Origin of the sequence: Aeromonas sp. FDAARGOS 1417, from assembly GCF_019046985.1 — a bacterium.
GTDB classification, from domain to species: Bacteria; Pseudomonadota; Gammaproteobacteria; order Enterobacterales; family Aeromonadaceae; genus Aeromonas; species Aeromonas veronii.
Window position 1 is genome coordinate 3,968,334 of sequence record NZ_CP077221.1, and the last position, 17,696, is coordinate 3,986,029.

Below are 17,696 nucleotides of genomic sequence, written 5' to 3' on the forward strand. Positions count from 1 at the left end.
GAGCGCCTGGGGTCGGGATTTGTTCCCGGGTGGCACGAAGCGCGCTGAGTATATCGCGTCATGCCGCTGCCGATCCGTGGTGTCATCACACTTTCCATAGTCATGGGTTTCGTATCGAGTTGGGCCCCGCCAGATGCGGGGCCAGTAATGGTTTGACGGTCAGAAGAAACCGCCGTTGTTATCGTCACTGTCGGCCCAGCTGCCACTCTGGCTATCGTCGTCGCCATCATCGGGGGACGAATCCCAGCCGTCCCAGCGCACCGGTTCCGCATCGACCGGATTGGCAATGGCCGCCGGTTCAATGATATCGATGATCTCCTCGGGCCGGTTGTTGTGAAACAGTCCGCCGATCATATCGGCCAGCATCACGCCACCGGCCACACCGGCGGCGGTTTGCAGGGCACCGCCCAAAAAGGAGCTGGCACGGGATGCTGGCTGGGCAGGAGCGGTTGCCGGTGGTGGCGTAAAGCGCGGGGGCGGGCTGCTTTCGCTACCAAACAGGCCGGAGAGAAAACTACCGCCGCTCGAACTGCTTTGGTTTGCCTCCAGCTCCTTGACTCGCTCGTTGAGGCGAGTAAGGGCTGCCTGCTGGATCAGCAGCGCTTGGGTCATGTAGTAGGGGGCATCGGGCTGCTGGGCCAGATGCTGGCGGATCAGCTGATCCGCTTGTGGGTCTCGCTTGCTATCCCTGGCTTGCGCTTGCTTGAGGCGGTCGAACAGTCCATCGATCAGACCCTGTTCCTGTGATTGCATCTCAAATCCTCGCTATGGTGCGCAGACAGTGCGTTCAGCCATCCTAAAACTCGCGGGGCATCAGTGGTATCTGATTAACTCATCAATGACCGAGGGGTTACCCGTGCTCGTCAGCGGGCGGGCCGATAGTAGTCGAGATACCAACGGACAAACTTGGCAACACCCTGCTTGAGGGGCGTAGCGGGGCGCAGGCCGGTGAGGATGTGCAGCGGTTCGCTGTCGGCCCAGGTGGCGTGCATGTCACCCGCTTGCATCGGTAGCATCCGCTTGAGGGCGGGTTTACCGATGGCCTCTTCCAGCGCCTCGATAAAATCGAGCAGCCGTACCGGCTGGCCGTTGCCGATATTGAGGATGCGGTAGGGGGCTGCGCTCTCGGCCGCGTTCTGCTCGCTGGCGTGCCAATCGGAATTGGGGCGGGGCGGCTGGTCGGCCACGGCGAGGATCCCCTCGACGATGTCGTCTATGTAGGTGAAGTCGCGGCTGAGATCGCCGTTGTTATAGACGTCGATAGGCTCTCCCGCGAGGATGGCGCGAGTGAACTTGATGATGGCCATGTCGGGCCGACCCCAGGGGCCGTAGACGGTAAAGAAGCGCAGCCCTGTGGTGGGCAGGCCATAGAGCGCCGAATAGGCGTGGGCCATCAGCTCGCCGCTCTTCTTGGTGGCGGCGTAGAGGGAGACCGGGTGATCTACCTGCTGCGCGGTGGAGTAGGGCATCTGATCCCCCATGCCATAGACCGAGCTGGAGGAGGCGTAGAGCAGATGCTGAATCCCGTGGTGACGACACCCCTCCAGCACCGTCAGCATACCGGTGAGGTTGCTGTCGGCATAGGCGAACGGATTGTCGATGGAGTAACGCACCCCCGCCTGCGCGCCCAGATGGATCACCCGCTCGAAACGGTGGCTGGCAAACAGGGTCGCCATGGCTTCACGATCCGCCAGATCCAGCCGCTCGAAGTGAAAATGGGGGAAACTGGCCAGTTGGGCCAGCCGCGCCTCTTTCAGACTCACCTCGTAGTAGTCGTTGAGGTTGTCGATCCCCACTACCCGATGACCTGCGGCGCACAGCTGGCTGGCCACGTGAAAGCCGATAAAACCGGCAACGCCGGTGACCATATAGATCATGGTTGGGTCTCCGGGTTGCAACTGGTGTTGGCAGGCTGCTTTTTGGCGGGAAGATGTGGCCGCCCGATGGCGCGATAGTCAAACCCGAGCTCGCTGAGCTGGCGCGGATCATAGAGGTTGCGGCCATCGATGATGACGGACTGGTTGAGCAGGGCCTTCAACTGCTGGAAATCGGGGGCACGAAACGCCTGCCACTCGGTGCAGATGAGCAGGGCATCGGCCCCTTCCAGTGCCGCTTCCTGAGTCGGGCAGAGCAGCAGATCCGGCCGCTGGCCGTAGATCTGGCGGGCACGCTCCATCGCCTTGGGATCAAAGGCCTGCACCCGGCCACCGGCAGCCCAGATGGCGGCCAGCAGCGGGCGGCTCGGTGCATCGCGCATATCGTCGGTGCCGGGTTTGAACGCCAGCCCCCACAGGGCGAAGGTGCGGCCACGCAGATCCGGGCCGAAGCGGGTCAGCAGGGTTTGCGCCATCTTCTGTTGCTGGCGCTGGTTGACCTGCTCGACCGCCGCTAAAAGCGGGGCGTCGCAGCCGACACTCGCCGCGGTATGGCGCAACGACTTGATATCCTTAGGGAAGCAGGAGCCGCCGTAGCCGCAGCCCGGGTAGATAAAGTGGTAACCGATGCGGGGATCGGCACCCATCCCCTGGCGCACCGCCTCGATATCGGCACCCAGCTGCTCGGCGAGGGCAGCCATCTCGTTCATAAAGGAGATCTTGGTGGCCAGCATGGCGTTGGCGGCGTATTTGGTGAGCTCGGCGCTGCGCAGATCCATCACCACGATCCGGTCGTGATTGCGGTTGAAGGGGGCGTAGAGGGCGCGCAACTGCTCAAGTGCCCGCTCGCTGTCACAGCCGATGATGATGCGATCCGGCCGCATGCAGTCGTTGACTGCTGCTCCCTCCTTGAGAAACTCGGGGTTGGCCGCCACCTCGCAGATGAGGGTCAGCCCCCGTTCAGCCAACTGCAGCTCAATGTGTTCTCTTACTTGCTGCGTTGTGCCGACCGGCACAGTGCTCTTGGTCACCACCAGCTTGGGGCGGCTCATCAGTCGGCCTATGGTGTCGGCCACCGCCAGCACATGTTGCAGATCGGCCGAGCCATCCTCGTCAGCTGGTGTACCTACGGCGATCAGCAGCAGGTCGGCGTGTGCCACGGCAATGGCGGGATCGACCGTGAAGCTCAGGCGGCCGCTGGCAAGATGGCTCTCGACCAGCGGGGCCAGCCCCGGCTCATAGAAGGGGATCTGCCCCAGCCTGAGGGCGGCGATCCGCTCGTCATCCACATCCACGCAGCAGACCTGATGGCCCACCTCGGCCAGAACGGCGGCCTGCACCAGCCCGACATAGCCTGTGCCAAAAATGGTGACCTTCATGAAAAGTGCCTCGTGCTGTGAATGGAGTGATGGCGCGCTTAAACCGCGGCATGCTGCATCTTGGTGCAGCGAGTGTCAATGCCAGATGACAGGCACCAGAATGGGGCGTTCAGCCTGACTGTTGTGATCCTTTTCACAAAAAATAGACTGGACCCCATAACGAAGCCCTGTGGACAGGGCTCGCAGCCCGCCCGCAACGGCAGGCGACAGACACTCTCTCTTTACTTCGCTTGGATACAGGTTATGGACAACACCTCGATTCGCACTGCCCATCCCATTTATGAGGATGTGCTGGCCCTGCTGACGGCGGCCGGCTTTGTTTCTCTCGGCATCTTTCTGTTTCATCAGGTTGGCCTGCTCACTGGCGGCACCGCCGGGCTGGCGCTGCTGCTGCAAAAGGTGACTGGCATCAGCTTCGGCCTGCTGTTTTTCGGCATCAACCTGCCCTTCTATGCGCTGGCATGGCTGCGGATGGGGCCCCGTTTTACCTTCAACACCTTTGTCTCGGTGGCGGCAGTCTCCTACATGACCGATCACCTCAACGGGGTGTTGCAGATCGGCAAGATAGAGCCCCTCTATGCGGCGCTGATCGGCGGTACCCTGATTGGCATGGGGCTGCTCATCATGTTTCGCCACAAGTCGAGTCTGGGGGGCTTCAACATACTGGCGCTCTTTATTCAGGATCGCTTTGGCATCCGGGCGGGCAAGCTGCAGATGGGGCTCGATTGCGCCATTGTTGTCGCCTCGTTTTTCGTGGTGCAGCCCTGGATTCTGGCGCTCTCCATCGTGGCGGCGGTTATCTGTAATCTGGTGTTGACACTTAACCACAAGCCGGGCCGCTACCAGATTGCCTGACAAGCGGCAGCCGTGGCTCGATAAGACAAGAGTGACCCGATAGCACGAGGCGGCCTGATGGCCGCCTCGTCTGTTTCTACCCTGGGGTTTGTTCGCTGCGCCTAGCTCGCCTGCTCCAGCCTGTTGTCACCGCTCATGGCGTTGCCACTGATGGCGCTGCCGCTGATGGCGTGACCACTGACGGCGAGCGGGGTGTGGCAGGCCACCTGATGATGGGCCTCATCACACGCCTCAAGCTTGGGCGCCTTGCTTTTGCACAGCTCGGTCGCATGTGGACAGCGCTGGTGGAAGTGGCAGCCGCTTGGCGGCGAGATGGGGGAGGGCACATCGCCGGTCAGCAGAATGCGCTGGCTGCGCCTGCGCGGGTCCGGTACCGGAATGGCAGAGATCAGCGCCTGGGTGTAAGGGTGGCGCGGCGCCAGATAGAGCGACTGGGCATCCGCCAGTTCGACGATCCGTCCCAGATACATCACCGCGATGCGATCCGAGATATGTTTAACCACCGACAGATCGTGGGCGATGAAGATGATGGAGAGATTCATCTCCCGCTGCAGGCTGAGCAGCAGGTTGACGATCTGCGACTGCACCGAGACATCGAGGGCCGAGACCGCCTCGTCGCACACCAGCAGCTTGGGCTTGAGAGCGATGGCGCGGGCGATGCCGATCCGCTGGCGCTGGCCGCCGGAAAACTCGTGGGGGTAGCGATCCACCGCGCTGCCCGGCAGGCCCACTTTCGCCAGCAGCTCCTGCACCCAGCCGCGCCGCTGCTCAGTGTTGCCTTTACCGTGGATGATAAAGGGCTCCTCCAGGATCTGGCCCACGGTGTGGCGGCTGTTGAGGGATTCTGCAGGGTCCTGAAACACCATCTGCATCTCCTGACGCAGGGATCGCATCTCCTTCGGGCTGAGGGCGGTGATGTCGCGCCCCTCGAAGGTGATGGTGCCTGCGGTCGGCTCGAACAGCTTGAGAAGGCTGCGCCCGAGGGTGGACTTGCCGCAGCCCGACTCACCCACCAGCCCCAGCGTCTCCCCCTGCTTGAGATCGAAGCTGATGCCATCCACCGCATGAACCGTATATTGCTTGCGCAGGAAACCGCCTCCCAGCCGGAAGTGCTGTTTCAGATCCCTGACCGATAACAGAGTGCTCATACGGTCAACTCCTTCCAGTAGTGACAGGCGACATGGTGGCGCGAATTGAGTTGCTCCACCGCCGGAATGGCGCTGATGCAGAGATCAGTCGCATGGGGGCAACGGTTGGAGAAGCGGCAGCCAGCGGGCATCTCGTGCAGGGCTGGCACCTGTCCCTTGATGGTCTTGAGCAGGCTCTTGGGCTCATCCTCGAGGCGCGGGATCGAGCTCATCAAGCCGTGGGTATAGGGGTGACGGGGATGGTCAAACAGCTCGAACACATCGGCCTGCTCTACCGCGCGGCCGGCGTACATCACCACCACTTCGTCGCACAGCTCAGCTACTACCCCCAGATCGTGGGTGATAAAGATGATGGCCATCCCGGTCTGGGCTTGCAGCTCTTTCATCAGTTCGAGGATCTGGGCCTGAATGGTGACATCCAGCGCCGTGGTCGGCTCGTCGCAGATAAGCAGGTCTGGCTCGCAGGAGAGGGCCATGGCGATCATCACCCGCTGGCGCATACCGCCGGAGAGGTTGTGGGGATAGACCGCAAAGCGCTGGGCAGGCTCAGGGATCCCCACCTTCTGCAGCATGGCGATGGCCGCGGCTTTGCGCTGGGCCTTGTCATACTCGGGGCGGTGGAGGCGAAACACCTCCATCAGCTGCTCCCCCACCGTCTGCACCGGGTTGAGGGCCGTCATCGGCTCCTGAAAGATCATCGAGATGCGGTTGCCGCGCACCTTGTACATCTGATCCGGCGCCAGCGTGAGCAGATCCTCCCCCTGAAAGCGGATAGAACCGGCCACCACCTGACCGTGGGGTTTGGGCAAGAGCCCCATGATGGCCAGTGAGGTGACACTCTTGCCACAGCCGGACTCGCCGACGATCCCCAGCGTCTGACCCGGGGCCACCTTGAAGCTGACCCCGTCGAGCACCTTGATCTTGCCGTCATCGACGGCGAACTCCACCTCAAGATCGCGTACTTCGAGGATTGGGGCCTGGTGCTGGCCGTTATCAGCGGCGAACTCCCCCCCGTTATCCGGTACGTCAAGAATGGGGGCCTGAGTGTTGGGCATAACGGCTGCTCCCTTCGCAATGGCCTGAATATCAATGACGTGCATAGGTCTTGTCGAGCAGGTTGATGGGCGCCAGCGCCTCCCCTGCCTCCTTGGCGTTGCGGGTATCTTCCTTCACCTTGGGATCGAGCCAGAGCAGACCACCGCTACTGTGAGGATAACCGTCCATCGGCCAGTAGAGCAGATCCGGCGTGTTCTTGGTGGCAGGCACCTCCGGCAGCATCACATAACGCCAGCTGCTGGCACGCACATAGTTGAGCTGCACCCCGGGCACGAAGATGGCGAGATCATAGATGCGCTGCTGGATCTGCTGGGAGAGCTTTGCCCGTTTGGCCATGTCGAATTCGACGTTGTAGGCATCGATCAGCGCGTCCAGCTCCTTGTCAGCCACGTTGAACAGGTTGTTGGTCTGCGGTTTGTTGGCGTTGGCGGAGTGGAAAAACTCCCAATATTGCGGATAGAGACCGCCGCCGCCCCAACCGAGCCAGGCCGCCTCGTGTTTCTTCTCCAGCATCACCTTGAAACCGGTGGCGCCATCCACCAGATTGAGCTCCAGATCCAGACCTGCCTTCTTGGCCTCCTCTTTCAGCACGGTCAGTCGCTTGGAGTGCTCCTGACTGGTGTAGGTGAGCGCCAGCGTCAGCCGCTCACCCTTCTCATTTTGCAGGATGCCGTCCGGCCCCGGCTTGTTGTAGCCGCCCTTGGCAAAGTACTCCCGCGCCTTGCTTATGTCATAAGCCCGCTCCGGAAGCGTGATGTCAGTGAACTCGCCAAAGCCCGAGTCGAAGGTGGTGGCTCTGTCATAGTCGCCGCGCAGCACGGTCTCGATCATCTTGTCGATGTTGAAGGCGTGCTGGATGCCGAGGCGCACGTTCACATCCGCCAGCTTGGGGTTGGCCACATTGAGGTGAACCCCCTGACCGCCCTGTTTGGTATCGGTCATGGCCATTACCTTCTGCACGTAGCCTTTTTTGTACTCCGGGGTGACCGCTTTTTCATGCCACCAGTTGGGCAGGATCATCTCGAAGGTATCGATCTCCCCTTTCAGGAAGTGGCGGAAGGCGATGTTGTGGTCGCGGATCACCTGCACCTTGATGGTGTCGATGTTGAATCTGTGCTGGTTATAGCGATCGTCTTTTGCCCACCAATCCTTCTGCTTGCTGAAGGTAACCGACTTGCCCTTCTTGACGTCGCTGATCACGTAGGGACCTGTGGTGGGCACCACGGCCCAGTTGTACTGCTTCACCCAGTTGGGGGTCAGCTTGTAGTAGTGCTTGGGCTGGGGCCACAGCTCGGTGGTGTTGAGCAGGTCCATCTTGGCCTTGCGGTTGCCCGCTTTGACCATAATGGTGTGATCATCGATCTTCTCTACCGCCACTACTTCAGTGGTGTAGTAGTTGTTGAACCAGGGCCCCTTGATGTGTTTGGAGCGCATCATCTCGTAGCCGAAGGTGTAGTCATCGGCATTGACCGGCTTGCCATCCGACCATTTGGCTCGCGGATCCAGCTTGAAGTAGACGGTCTGGCTGTCTGGCGCTATGGCCCAGTGGGTCGCCAGCGAGGGAATGGGGTTGCCGGTATTGGGGTGGAAGCTGATGAGTCGCAACTGGTTATCGAGAATAAAGGAGCGGAACGATCCGTTGGAGTCAGGCCCCACGGTGCGAAACGTCAGCGGAAAGCTCTCCACAAACATATTGAGGCTGCCGCCCGACAGCGCCTTGGGGGAGGCGAACACAGGATCCGTGTCGTTGGTCTCCCATTTGAGATCCGCGGGCAGGCTGGCCGCCCAGACCCAGGATCCGTTTACCAGCACAAAGAGAGCACCTATCCATTTGATTTTATTTTTCATGTTTGACTTCCAGGTCTGGCCCCTGCACTGGGGGTCTTGATTGATAACGGGATTATCCCTTGCTCCCGGGACCGCCGATGGCGGCGGCCCGTCCTTCATTTATCACTGTTCGTTATCCGGCGCCTGCCGATGCGCTGGCATCGGCTGGCTTATTGGTAACGGGTAAATTTGCGCGGATCAAACGCCTCGCGGATCGCCTCACCAATAAAGGAGACCATGATCAGCACCAGACTCACCGCGGCCACCACCGAGCTGACTATCCAGATGGCATCCAGATTGTTGATGCCCTGGGAGAGCAGCTCCCCCCAGCTCGGGGTCGGCGGTGCCAGCCCGAAGCCCAGATAGTCGAGCGCTGTCAGGGTGGAGATATTGCCCACCACGGCGAACGGCGCCAGGGTGACGATCATCATCAGGGTGTTGGGCAGGATGTGGTTGAAGATGATCCGCCCGGTGGTCGCCCCTTGCGCCCGCGCTGCCATCACATAGTCCCGCGCCCGCTCCTTGTAGGTGAGGGTGCGCATATACCAGGTGATCCCCATCCAGCCGAACAGCACGTTGATGGCGACAAACAGGCCGAAGTTGGGCTTGGCCAGTGACACCAGGATCATGATGACGTAGAGAAACGGCACCTGGGACCAGATCTCGATAAAGCGTTGCAGGATGAGATCAAAGCGGCCGCCGAGAAAGCCCATCAGACAGCCGATGGTGACCCCGATGGCGTAACTGGCCGCCAGCGCGATAAAGGCAAAGCCGATGGCGATGCGAAAGCCGTAAACCAGTCGCGCCAGCACGTCGCGGCCGCTGGTGTCGGTGCCGAGGAAGTGGCGCTCAGCCGCGCTGGGGGCGTAGGGCGGGTAGGCATCCTCCTTGAAATCCTGCTCGTAGGGATTCCAGGGCACCGGCGGCAGCAGCACCCAGTCGCCCTGGCCCTCTGCGGCAAATTTGGCCTTGAGCTGGCGGTAGTTGGTTTCGTACTCGTAATCGAGCCCGAACTGCTGGCCGGGGATCACATCGCCATAGGTGGGGAAGTGCAGCTGGCCCTGATAGCTCACCATCAGTGCCCGACTGTTGACCAGCAGCTCCGCCAGCAGGGAGAGCAGCACCAGGGTGGTGAAGATGATGAAGGAGTAGTAACCGCGCTTGATCGACTTGAAGCGCTTGAGTTTTTTCAAGGTAACCGGATTGAGCTTCATGGTCAGTCTCCAAACCGCACGCGCGGATCAACAAGGGCAACGCAGATATCGGAGACGATATGGCGTGATATCAGCATCGGCATGGCAATAGAGGTCTGGTTCATGGTCAATCTCCAAATCGCACGCGGGGATCAACAAGGGCAACACAGATATCGGAGACGATATTGCCAATCAGCATCAGCATGGAGGTGATGGCCAGAATGCCCATGACGGTGGGGTAATCCCGCTCGACGATCGCCTCGTAACCGAGCAGGCCGATGCCGTCGATGTTGAAGATGGTCTCGATGAGGAAGGAGCCGCCAAAGAAAACGGTGAGCACAGACCCCAGGTGACTGGCGATGGGGATCAGGCTGTTGCGCATGGCATGGTCGGTGACCGCCTTGCGAAACGGCAGTCCCTTGGCCACGGCGGTACGCACATAATCGGCCGACAGGTTCTCCATCAGGCTGTTCTTCATAGTCATGGTGAGGATGGCGAAATCGCCGATGGCGTAGGCGATAAGCGGCAGCAGGGCGTGGGCAAAGACAGTGCGGATCCGATCCCAGCTGCTCTCCATGTACTCAAAGTCGTCCCCCGGAAAACCTCCCATCGGCAGCCACTCCAGATGGAAGGCGAAGACAGTGATGAGGAAGATCCCCACCACGTAGGCGGGCAGGGCATAGGCCATGTAGATAAGCATGGAGCTCAACGAGTCGAAGCGGCTGTTGTGCCTGAGCGCCTTCGCCACACCCAGCGGAATGGAGACCGCATAGCTCAGCAGAAAGGTTGCCAGCCCGAAGAAGGCGGTAACGGGGAGCCGCTCCTTGATGAGATCCCACACCGGCTCGTAGTAGCGGGTCGATTCGCCCAGATCGAGTACCGCCAGCTTCTGCAGCCACTCCCAGTAGGCGACCAGCATCGGCTTGTCGAGGCCATAGAAGGCCTTGAGCTCCTCGATCTGTTCATCGGAGAGGGCCTGCGCCCCCTTGCTGCCACTGGAGCGGCCAGATTCATTCTGGGAAACCTGGGCTTGCAGCAGCATGCGTTCGACCGGACCGCCCGGCACGAAACGGGTGATGGTGAAGACGAGCAGGGTGATACCGAGAAACGTCGGGATGATCAAAAGCATCCGGCGTAGGAAATACGACAGCATGGTGGAACCTCGTCCTTGTTGTTCTTTTTTGCGGCCAGTCAAATCCGGTGACGGGCCTGTCCTTCCTGGCATTACGCGCTGGATTGGTTGGCAAACAGCAGACAATCCGCTTGGCCACTGTAAAAGCTCTGCAACAAAAATCAAGTACAAGGAAATGGAAAACTGGGACAAATGACCCGCTGAGACCAAAAGCACCGAAAAATGACGTTTTTTATCTGAAAAGTGAAAATCAAAACAAAACGCTACTGCTCAACATTATTTTAAAAAATATAAACAGCTGTTTATTTGAGTTTTTGGTGTTTTTAAGTTGTTGATTAATAGTGTTTTTGTTTGAACGGTGAAATTGAAGGAAAACGATATCATCTCGACGATTTTAACAGTTATCCCCATGGGAGCGGTCAGGTTCAACCCTCATGAAGTTAGTGTTTTATTCTCATTAAGGCCGATAAATCAAAATAAGATATAAACGGACAGCACGTTAACTAATAAGTTCATCAAATTTTAATTCAGCGCCATTTACGCCATTTAACAATGTTTTTACATTGTGTGAATTGTTTTTGGCAGAATTATTCACTAATTATGCCGGTCAAAATTAATACACTCCGCTTATTCTACGCCTGACCTCGCTACACCCCTGCTCCATTGACGTCGCTAGTCAAAGATTGATAAGCCTTACACATCGCTCCAAAGAGGGCGGTATCAGGAAGCAAACAATAAACAACCAGGAAGGATATAAGCGATGCTTAGGAAGAGCAGAATCTCTGCTGCGATTGCGTTCGCCTTGGCGAGCCTTGCAGCGGCCCCATCCGTATCTGCCGAAGAAGGGCAGAACGTCGAAAAACTGCAGAAAATCAAAGTCACTGGCTCCCGTATCTCCCGTGTTGATGTTGAGGGGGCGACTCCGGTTGTCTCTGTCAGCAAGGCTCAAATTGAACAGTCTGGTCAGCAGACTGTGGCGGATTATCTGAAACAGGCCTCCTACAACTCCTTTGGTGGTTTCTCCCCATCCTCCGGTAGTTCTGCCCAATCACAAGCCACAGTAGGGCTGCGTGGTCTTGGTGAAGATCGCACGCTGGTGCTGCTTAATGGCAAGCGTATCGCCGGTTCTCCCTCCATGGGCGGCACTGCCATCAACCTCAACACCATCCCCATGGCGGCGGTTGAGCGGGTGGAAGTGAACCTGGATGGTGGCTCCGCCCTGTATGGCTCTGATGCCATCGGCGGCGTTATCAACGTGATCCTCAAAGAGGGTTTCGAAGGGCTGACTTTCCAGGGACGTATTGGTTCACCGACCGAAGAGGGTGGTGACGAGCAGAGTGGCTCCATCGTTAGCGGCATCTCGGGTGAGAAAGGCTCCCTGATGATGGTCTACGAGCACGATGTGAAAGACGAGATCTATTACAAGGATCGCGACTATCTGGCGAAAGAGGGGGCAACTGCTCCGAGTCTCTATGGCCGCAATATCAAGGGAGTGGATGCCACTACCGGCAAGACGGTTACCCGTACCCTGAATGGTGTTGACTGTGAAGGTACCGGCACCGGTTTCGTCACCAAGGGCACGGCTTGCCGCTTCGACTTTGCTCAAGTCGCTGCCAAGACTGCCTCTCGTACCCGTGACACCGTCTACCTCAACGGTCGCTACCATATCAACGACAATGTGGATTTCGTGCCACAGATGATTGGTTCTCGCGTCACCAGTTTTGGTCGTTTTGCGCCAGCTGCCGGTGCCTTCACCGTGGATGGTTCCACCCCTGAAAGCGCAGCAGTGCTGTCTGCCAACAACTTCAGCACCGCCAAGGCTGCGACCGTTTACTACCGCTTTAACAACGTCGGTCCCCGTGACAACGATGTGACTGACTTGACCGGTACCCTGAACCTGGGTTTTGAAGGGGTGGTTCCGACCGAAGCCGTAGGCGATCTGGAATGGAATGCCGGTTACATGTATTCCAAAACAGATAACCAGAGCACCGGCAATGGTTATGTCTTGGCACCTGCCGTGGAAACTCAGGTCAATACCGGCAAGTTTGTTAATGGCAGCTTCTCTGATGCGGCGACTAAGGATCTCTCCTATACCACCAGCCGCAATTCCAAGATGGACTTCTTCCAGTGGTACGGTGGTGTAGGTTGGGATATGGGCGAACTGCCCGCTGGCCCGGTCAGCTGGTATCTTGGGGCCGAGTATAACGATTGGGTTTACTCCGATACCTATGACAGCCAGTCCGAAGCGGGTAACGTACTGGGTTCATCCGGTAACTCCGGTGGTGGTGTGCGCGATGTGTTTGCCACCTACATCGAGAGCCTGATCCCCATCACCGAGCAGATCGAACTGAACCTGGCGGGTCGTTATGACAAGTACAGCGATTTTGGCAGCGCCTTCTCGCCCAAAGCGAGTCTGCGTTATCAACCGCTCGACCAGCTGATGTTCCGTACCTCCTGGTCCCAGTCTTTCCGCGCGCCGGGTCTGAACGATCTCTACGCGGCTGATGCCCAGTCAGCGGACTTTGCCAAGGACTATGTCTACTGCCAGGCCAATGGCATTGCCAACTGTTCCGAAGCGCAGTACGAGACAACACGTCAATCCAACAAGAACCTGAAGGAAGAGACGGCTGACACCTTTACCATCGGTGCTGCTTACAACCCGCTGGACAACCTGAACCTGTCGCTCGATTACTACTACATCAAGATTGATGACGTGATCCAGCTGGCTACCACCCAGACCCAGTTCTATCAGGAGCTCAATACCGGCAGCAACCCGAACGTCATCCGTGATGCCAACGGCGATGTCGAGAAGGTCTATGCCGGCATGGTCAACCTGGGGCAGCTCAAGACCAGTGGTATCGACTTCAAGGCGGACTACAAGTACGACTTCAACTCTTTCACCCTGCGTTACGACTTTGGCAGCAGCTACATCCTGAAATATGAGGAAGGTCTGTTTGCTGGTGGCCCAATGGTCGACAAGAAGGGCTGGAATGGCAAACCCGACTTCCGCTTCAACTCCGGAATCGGTGCCAACTTCCCGCAGCTGTGGAATCTGGATACCTACCTGAGCACCAACTATATCGACTCCCAGAGTCAGGACTATGTGGATGACAAGGAAGAGGGCCATATCGCTTCCAACACCATCTGGAACCTGAACGTGGCGGTTGATACCAGCTGGAATGCCAAGATCCAGACCGGTGTGAAGAACATGTTCAACCGTGGGCCTTCCCTGTCCAACGATGGTTTCACTTACGATGAATACCTCTACGGCATCGACGGTCGCGTCTACTACATCGACTACACCCAGAAGTTCTAATCAACCCCGTTGATATACAACCTCAGCCGGCCCGGTCGGGCCGGCTGTGCCCAACGTCCAAGGAAGTTACGGAGATAGGGTAATCCTATGAAGACAAGGACCATTACAATGAAGAAAGCGCTCCTTGGCAGCCTGGTTTCGGCCGCCTTGTTGACCAGCTTCAATCTGAGTGCCGCCACTGCCGGTCAGGCCGTGGACGCTCAAGCCGCCACCGACAACGCATCCAAAGTTTCCCAGCAGAAGATCGACAGCTATGCCGAATCTGCCGAATCCGCATTGGCCCAGTACAAGGCCGCCCTGCGTCAGGTCGACAGTCTGCGCACCTACAACGAGCAGGTGAGCAAGATGGTCGAGTCCCAGAGTGCCGAGCTGGCGTCGATGCAAAAGCAGATCGCCCAGATTGATCAGACCAGCACCGAAGTCGTCCCACTGATGCTCAAGATGATCGACTCCCTCGAGCAGTTTGTGGCGCTGGATCTGCCGTTCCAGAAGGTCGAGCGCGAGGACCGCGTAGCAGCCCTGACCGACCTGATGAACCGGGCCGATGTCACCATCTCCGAGAAGTACCGCAAGATCCTGGAGGCCTACCAGATCGAGGAGGGCTTCAGCCGCACCATCGAATCCTACAAGGCGAGCCTGGACAAGGATGGCAGCGAGAAGACCTACGAGTTCCTGCGGGTTGGCCGCATCGCGCTGCTTTATCAATCCCCGGATGGCAATGAAACCGGGATGTGGAACAAGCAGACTCGCCAGTGGGAAGAGTTGCCCCAGGAGTATCGCAGTGCGGTTGAACAGGGCCTTCGCATCGCCAAGAAGCAGGCGCCTCCCGCGCTGATCAAGCTGCCGGTTCAAACTGCGGAGAAAGCATCATGAAAGGAATCAAACTTGCGATTGCCTCCCTGATTGCGGGAGCAACCCTGGTCACCCTGCCGGTGACCGCCGCCGAAAAACCGGTGGATCTCAATGCGCTGCTGAACCAGGTCAAGGCCTCCAGCCTGAGCGAATCCCAACTCAACAAGGAGCGGGAAGCCCGCTTCCTGGCTGACAAGAACGAGCAGGGGGCGCTGCTGGCCAAGGCCAAGGCCGAGCTGGCTGCCGAAACCGCCAAGGGCGAGCAGCTCAAGGCGACCTTCGATGCCAATGACAAGCAGCTGACCGAGCTGACTGAAACCCTGCGCCAGCGTTCCGGCAACATGGGCGAGATGTTCGGCGTACTGCGTCAGTTCGCCGGTGAGTTCAAGGGGATCTTCAATGCCTCCGCCCGTCGGGTCGAGCATCCGGAACAGACCGCGCTGCTGACCCGTCTGGCCGAGAGTAAAGAGCTCCCCTCCAGCGACGATCTGGAAGCTTTCTGGACCACCACCCTCAGCCGCATGGTGGACGGTGGCAAGGTGAGCCAGATCCCGGCGACCGTGGTCTACGGCGAAGGCAACCAGGCCGAGAAGACGGTCACCCAGATCGGTGAGTTCAACACTGTCTCCGAAGGCAAGTACCTCACCTTCGTGCCGGAGACCGGCAAGTTCGAGCTGCTTTCCCGTCAACCTGACAAGGGGGTGCTGGAACCGATCGCCGAGTTTGAACAGGGCGGTGACGGGGTCAAACCCATCTTTATCGACCCGTCTCGCGGCGTGATCCTCTCTCTGCTGGTACAGTCACCGACTCTCAAGGAGCGGATCGATCAGGGTGGTGAAGTGGGTTACGTCATCATGGTGCTCGGTGTGCTCGGTACCCTGCTGGCCATCTTCTGCGGTATCCGGCTGTCGTTGATCGGCTCGTCCATGCGCAAGCAGCTGAAATCCGATCAGATCATCAAGGGCAACCCCATTGGTGACATGCTGGGAGCCTACCAGAGCCATCGCGGTGACAACATCGAGGATCTGGAGTCCAAGCTCGACGAGATCATCCTGCGCAACGTGCCCAAGTTCGAGAAGGGTATCAGCATCATCAAGCTGATCGCCTCGGTCGCGCCGCTGCTGGGGCTGCTCGGTACCGTAGTGGGGATGATTGCCACCTTCCAGGCCATCACATTGTTCGGTACCGGCGATCCCAAGCTGATGGCGGGCGGTATCTCCGAGGCGCTGGTGACCACCATGCAGGGTCTGGTCGTCGCGGTGCCCATGCTGTTCCTCTACACCATTGTGCAGACCCAGAGCCGTCGTCTGATCCAGGTGCTGGAAGAGCAGAGCGCCGGTTTCGTCGCCCGTTATCAGGAACGTCTGCACGCCTCCAAAGCCGCAGCGTAAGGAGTCACCCATGTGGTTCTGGTTGATTGAAGAAGTCGAGTCGGTCCGCCGGTTTTTGGGATTGGGGGGCGATGTACTGGTCGCCCTGTTCTTCCTGACCCTGATGATGTGGGCCCTGTTGCTGGAGCGCTGGTTCTACTTCATGGCGGTCTACCCCAAGCAGGTGAAGCAGACCAAGGCCACTTGGCTGGCCCGCACCGATCACCTCTCCTGGTCTGCCAAGCAGATCCGGCGCGAGCTGGTCTCACGGGTTGCCATGGCGGTGGACAAGGGGATGCCGGTCATCAAGGTGCTGATTGCTCTTTGCCCGTTGATGGGGCTGCTCGGGACCGTGGTGGGGATGGTGCAGGTGTTTGACACACTGGCCATCACTGGCACCGGTTCGCCGCGGGCGATGGCATCGGGGATCTCCAAGGCAACGGTACCGACCATGGCGGGCATGATCGCCGCCCTTTCCGGCCTGTTTTTTGTCAACCAGCTCGATCACAAGGCCAAACTGGCGGTGCAAAAGCTGGAAGACAACCTGAAACACGGTTGATGCAGGATGCATACCCCCGGCGAGGCATGGCCTGCCGGGGGCACAGAACAAGCAAGGAGTTTCTGCTATGAGAAAACGTTACAGCGACAGCGGTGCTGACGAGGCGGCTATCGATTTGACCCCCATGCTGGACATAGTGTTCATCATGCTGATCTTCTTCATCGTCACCACCTCCTTCGTCAAGGAGTCCGGTGTCGAGATCAACCGTCCCAGTGCCAGCACGGCCGAGACGGTGAAGAAGGGCAATATCATGGTCGCGGTGCGCGAAAACGGTCAGGTCTGGGTCGACAAGCGGGTGGTCGAGGTGGGGGCGGTACGCGCCAACATCGAGCGGCTGCGGGCCGAAAACCCGGAGAGCGCCGTGGTGATCCAGGCCGATAACGAATCCCGTTCCGGTCTGGTGGTGCAGGTCATGGATCAGATCCGCATGGCCGGTGTCCAGAACATCTCCATCGCGGCAGACAAGAGCAGCTGATGCCGGAGAGAGACCTATGAGATACCTGATATCGTTGGCGGTCTCCTGTGTGGTGGTGTTCTTTCTGTTTCTGGGAATGAACAAGCTGATCACACCGGATCACCGGGAGCTGGTGGAGAAGGAGGACGTCAGCATGACCGATTTCATCCGCCTCAAGCCCCAGGAGACCCTGCAAGAGAAACAGCGAGAGCTGCCCAAACCGCCGCCGCCCAAGCGTCCGCCACCGCCTCCCGAGATGGAAGTGGCCAGCACGGATCGGCCTAAGATGGAGAGCGCGCCGATGGACATGCCCAAGCTCGACATCCCGGTCAACATCGGTGGTGGCAACGCGCTGGGTGCCTACAGCACCGGCGGCGGTGGTGGCGGCGTCGGTGGCAACAACGGCGCCATTCCGCTGGCAACCTTCGAGCCCATGATGCCCCGCAAGGCGGCACTGGCGGGGTTGGCCTCCGGCAAAGTGCTGGTGGAGTTCACCGTCACCGAGCGCGGCACCGTCAGCAACGTGCGGATCGTCAAGGAAGAGCCGCGCAGTTATGACCTCGGCAAAGAGGCGCGCAAAACCATCGCCAAGTGGACGTTCAAACCGGCCATGGTGGATGGCAAGCCGCAGGCGAGCCGTATGCAGCAAGAGATCGAGTTTGCGGTCAACTAAGGAAGGTG

At 59.0% G+C, this 17,696-nt stretch carries 15 protein-coding genes; 7 read left to right on the forward strand and 8 right to left on the reverse strand.

Translation table 11 applies throughout. From position 1 onward, the window contains the following. Positions 1–159: 159 nt before the first annotated feature. From I6L47_RS18525 to I6L47_RS18535, 3 genes are all read right to left on the reverse strand, one after another. Complete coding sequence (locus tag I6L47_RS18525; RefSeq protein WP_216948068.1) at positions 160–753, reverse strand: DUF2076 domain-containing protein; 594 nt, start codon at positions 751–753, stop codon at positions 160–162. A gap of 110 nt (positions 754–863) precedes the next feature. Continuing rightward, entirely contained in the window at positions 864–1,877 is a 1,014-nt protein-coding gene (locus tag I6L47_RS18530) for an NAD-dependent epimerase (RefSeq protein WP_216948069.1), read from the reverse strand. After that, a complete protein-coding gene (locus I6L47_RS18535) occupies positions 1,874–3,253 on the reverse strand; it encodes a UDP-glucose/GDP-mannose dehydrogenase family protein (RefSeq protein WP_216948070.1) in 1,380 nt (459 codons plus the stop codon). The genes I6L47_RS18530 and I6L47_RS18535 overlap by 4 nt, the downstream gene beginning before the upstream one ends. 243 nt (positions 3,254–3,496) lie before the next feature. Between I6L47_RS18535 and I6L47_RS18540 the strand changes: the two genes are divergently transcribed. Beyond that, the gene (locus I6L47_RS18540) at positions 3,497–4,108 is read left to right on the forward strand and encodes a YitT family protein (protein WP_005349421.1); all 612 of its coding nucleotides are present in this window, start codon (positions 3,497–3,499) and stop codon (positions 4,106–4,108) included. Between the two features lie 101 nt (positions 4,109–4,209). Here I6L47_RS18540 and I6L47_RS18545 read toward each other — a convergent pair whose 3' ends face one another. From I6L47_RS18545 to I6L47_RS18565, 5 genes are all read right to left on the reverse strand, one after another. After that, positions 4,210–5,256 carry an ABC transporter ATP-binding protein gene (locus I6L47_RS18545; protein ID WP_139443114.1) on the reverse strand — a complete coding sequence of 349 codons (1,047 nt, stop codon included), beginning with the start codon at positions 5,254–5,256 and terminating at the stop codon, positions 4,210–4,212. Continuing rightward, positions 5,253–6,311, reverse strand: a complete 1,059-nt coding sequence (locus I6L47_RS18550; protein WP_216948071.1) for an ABC transporter ATP-binding protein — start codon at positions 6,309–6,311, stop codon at positions 5,253–5,255. Before I6L47_RS18550 ends, I6L47_RS18545 begins: the two co-directional genes overlap by 4 nt. A gap of 31 nt (positions 6,312–6,342) precedes the next feature. After that, positions 6,343–8,160 carry an extracellular solute-binding protein gene (locus I6L47_RS18555; RefSeq protein WP_216948072.1) on the reverse strand — a complete coding sequence of 606 codons (1,818 nt, stop codon included), beginning with the start codon at positions 8,158–8,160 and terminating at the stop codon, positions 6,343–6,345. A 149-nt stretch (positions 8,161–8,309) separates the two neighbouring features. Continuing rightward, positions 8,310–9,353: an ABC transporter permease gene (locus I6L47_RS18560; RefSeq protein ID WP_013724081.1), complete on the reverse strand. Its 1,044-nt coding sequence runs from the start codon at positions 9,351–9,353 to the stop codon at positions 8,310–8,312. 106 nt (positions 9,354–9,459) lie between these two features. Then, positions 9,460–10,485, reverse strand: coding sequence for an ABC transporter permease subunit (locus I6L47_RS18565; protein ID WP_216948073.1), 1,026 nt, complete (start codon positions 10,483–10,485; stop codon positions 9,460–9,462). Between the two features lie 739 nt (positions 10,486–11,224). Between I6L47_RS18565 and I6L47_RS18570 the strand changes: the two genes are divergently transcribed. The 6 genes from I6L47_RS18570 (at position 11,225) to I6L47_RS18595 (ending at position 17,688) form a co-directional block, all read left to right on the forward strand. Further along, on the forward strand, positions 11,225–13,780 hold the full coding sequence (locus tag I6L47_RS18570; protein WP_042060020.1) for a TonB-dependent receptor: 2,556 nt from the start codon (positions 11,225–11,227) through the stop codon (positions 13,778–13,780). 108 nt (positions 13,781–13,888) lie between these two features. Further along, a complete protein-coding gene (locus tag I6L47_RS18575) occupies positions 13,889–14,653 on the forward strand; it encodes a DUF3450 domain-containing protein (protein WP_160881524.1) in 765 nt (254 codons plus the stop codon). Then, positions 14,650–16,023: a MotA/TolQ/ExbB proton channel family protein gene (locus I6L47_RS18580; RefSeq protein ID WP_216948074.1), complete on the forward strand. Its 1,374-nt coding sequence runs from the start codon at positions 14,650–14,652 to the stop codon at positions 16,021–16,023. The genes I6L47_RS18575 and I6L47_RS18580 overlap by 4 nt, the downstream gene beginning before the upstream one ends. 10 nt (positions 16,024–16,033) lie before the next feature. Continuing rightward, a complete protein-coding gene (locus tag I6L47_RS18585; RefSeq protein WP_005338936.1) occupies positions 16,034–16,561 on the forward strand; it encodes a MotA/TolQ/ExbB proton channel family protein in 528 nt (175 codons plus the stop codon). A 67-nt stretch (positions 16,562–16,628) separates the two neighbouring features. Next, positions 16,629–17,036: a biopolymer transporter ExbD gene (locus I6L47_RS18590; RefSeq protein ID WP_005338933.1), complete on the forward strand. Its 408-nt coding sequence runs from the start codon at positions 16,629–16,631 to the stop codon at positions 17,034–17,036. 16 nt (positions 17,037–17,052) lie between these two features. Then, positions 17,053–17,688 carry an energy transducer TonB gene (locus I6L47_RS18595; protein WP_064337222.1) on the forward strand — a complete coding sequence of 212 codons (636 nt, stop codon included), beginning with the start codon at positions 17,053–17,055 and terminating at the stop codon, positions 17,686–17,688. Positions 17,689–17,696 lie beyond the last annotated feature (8 nt).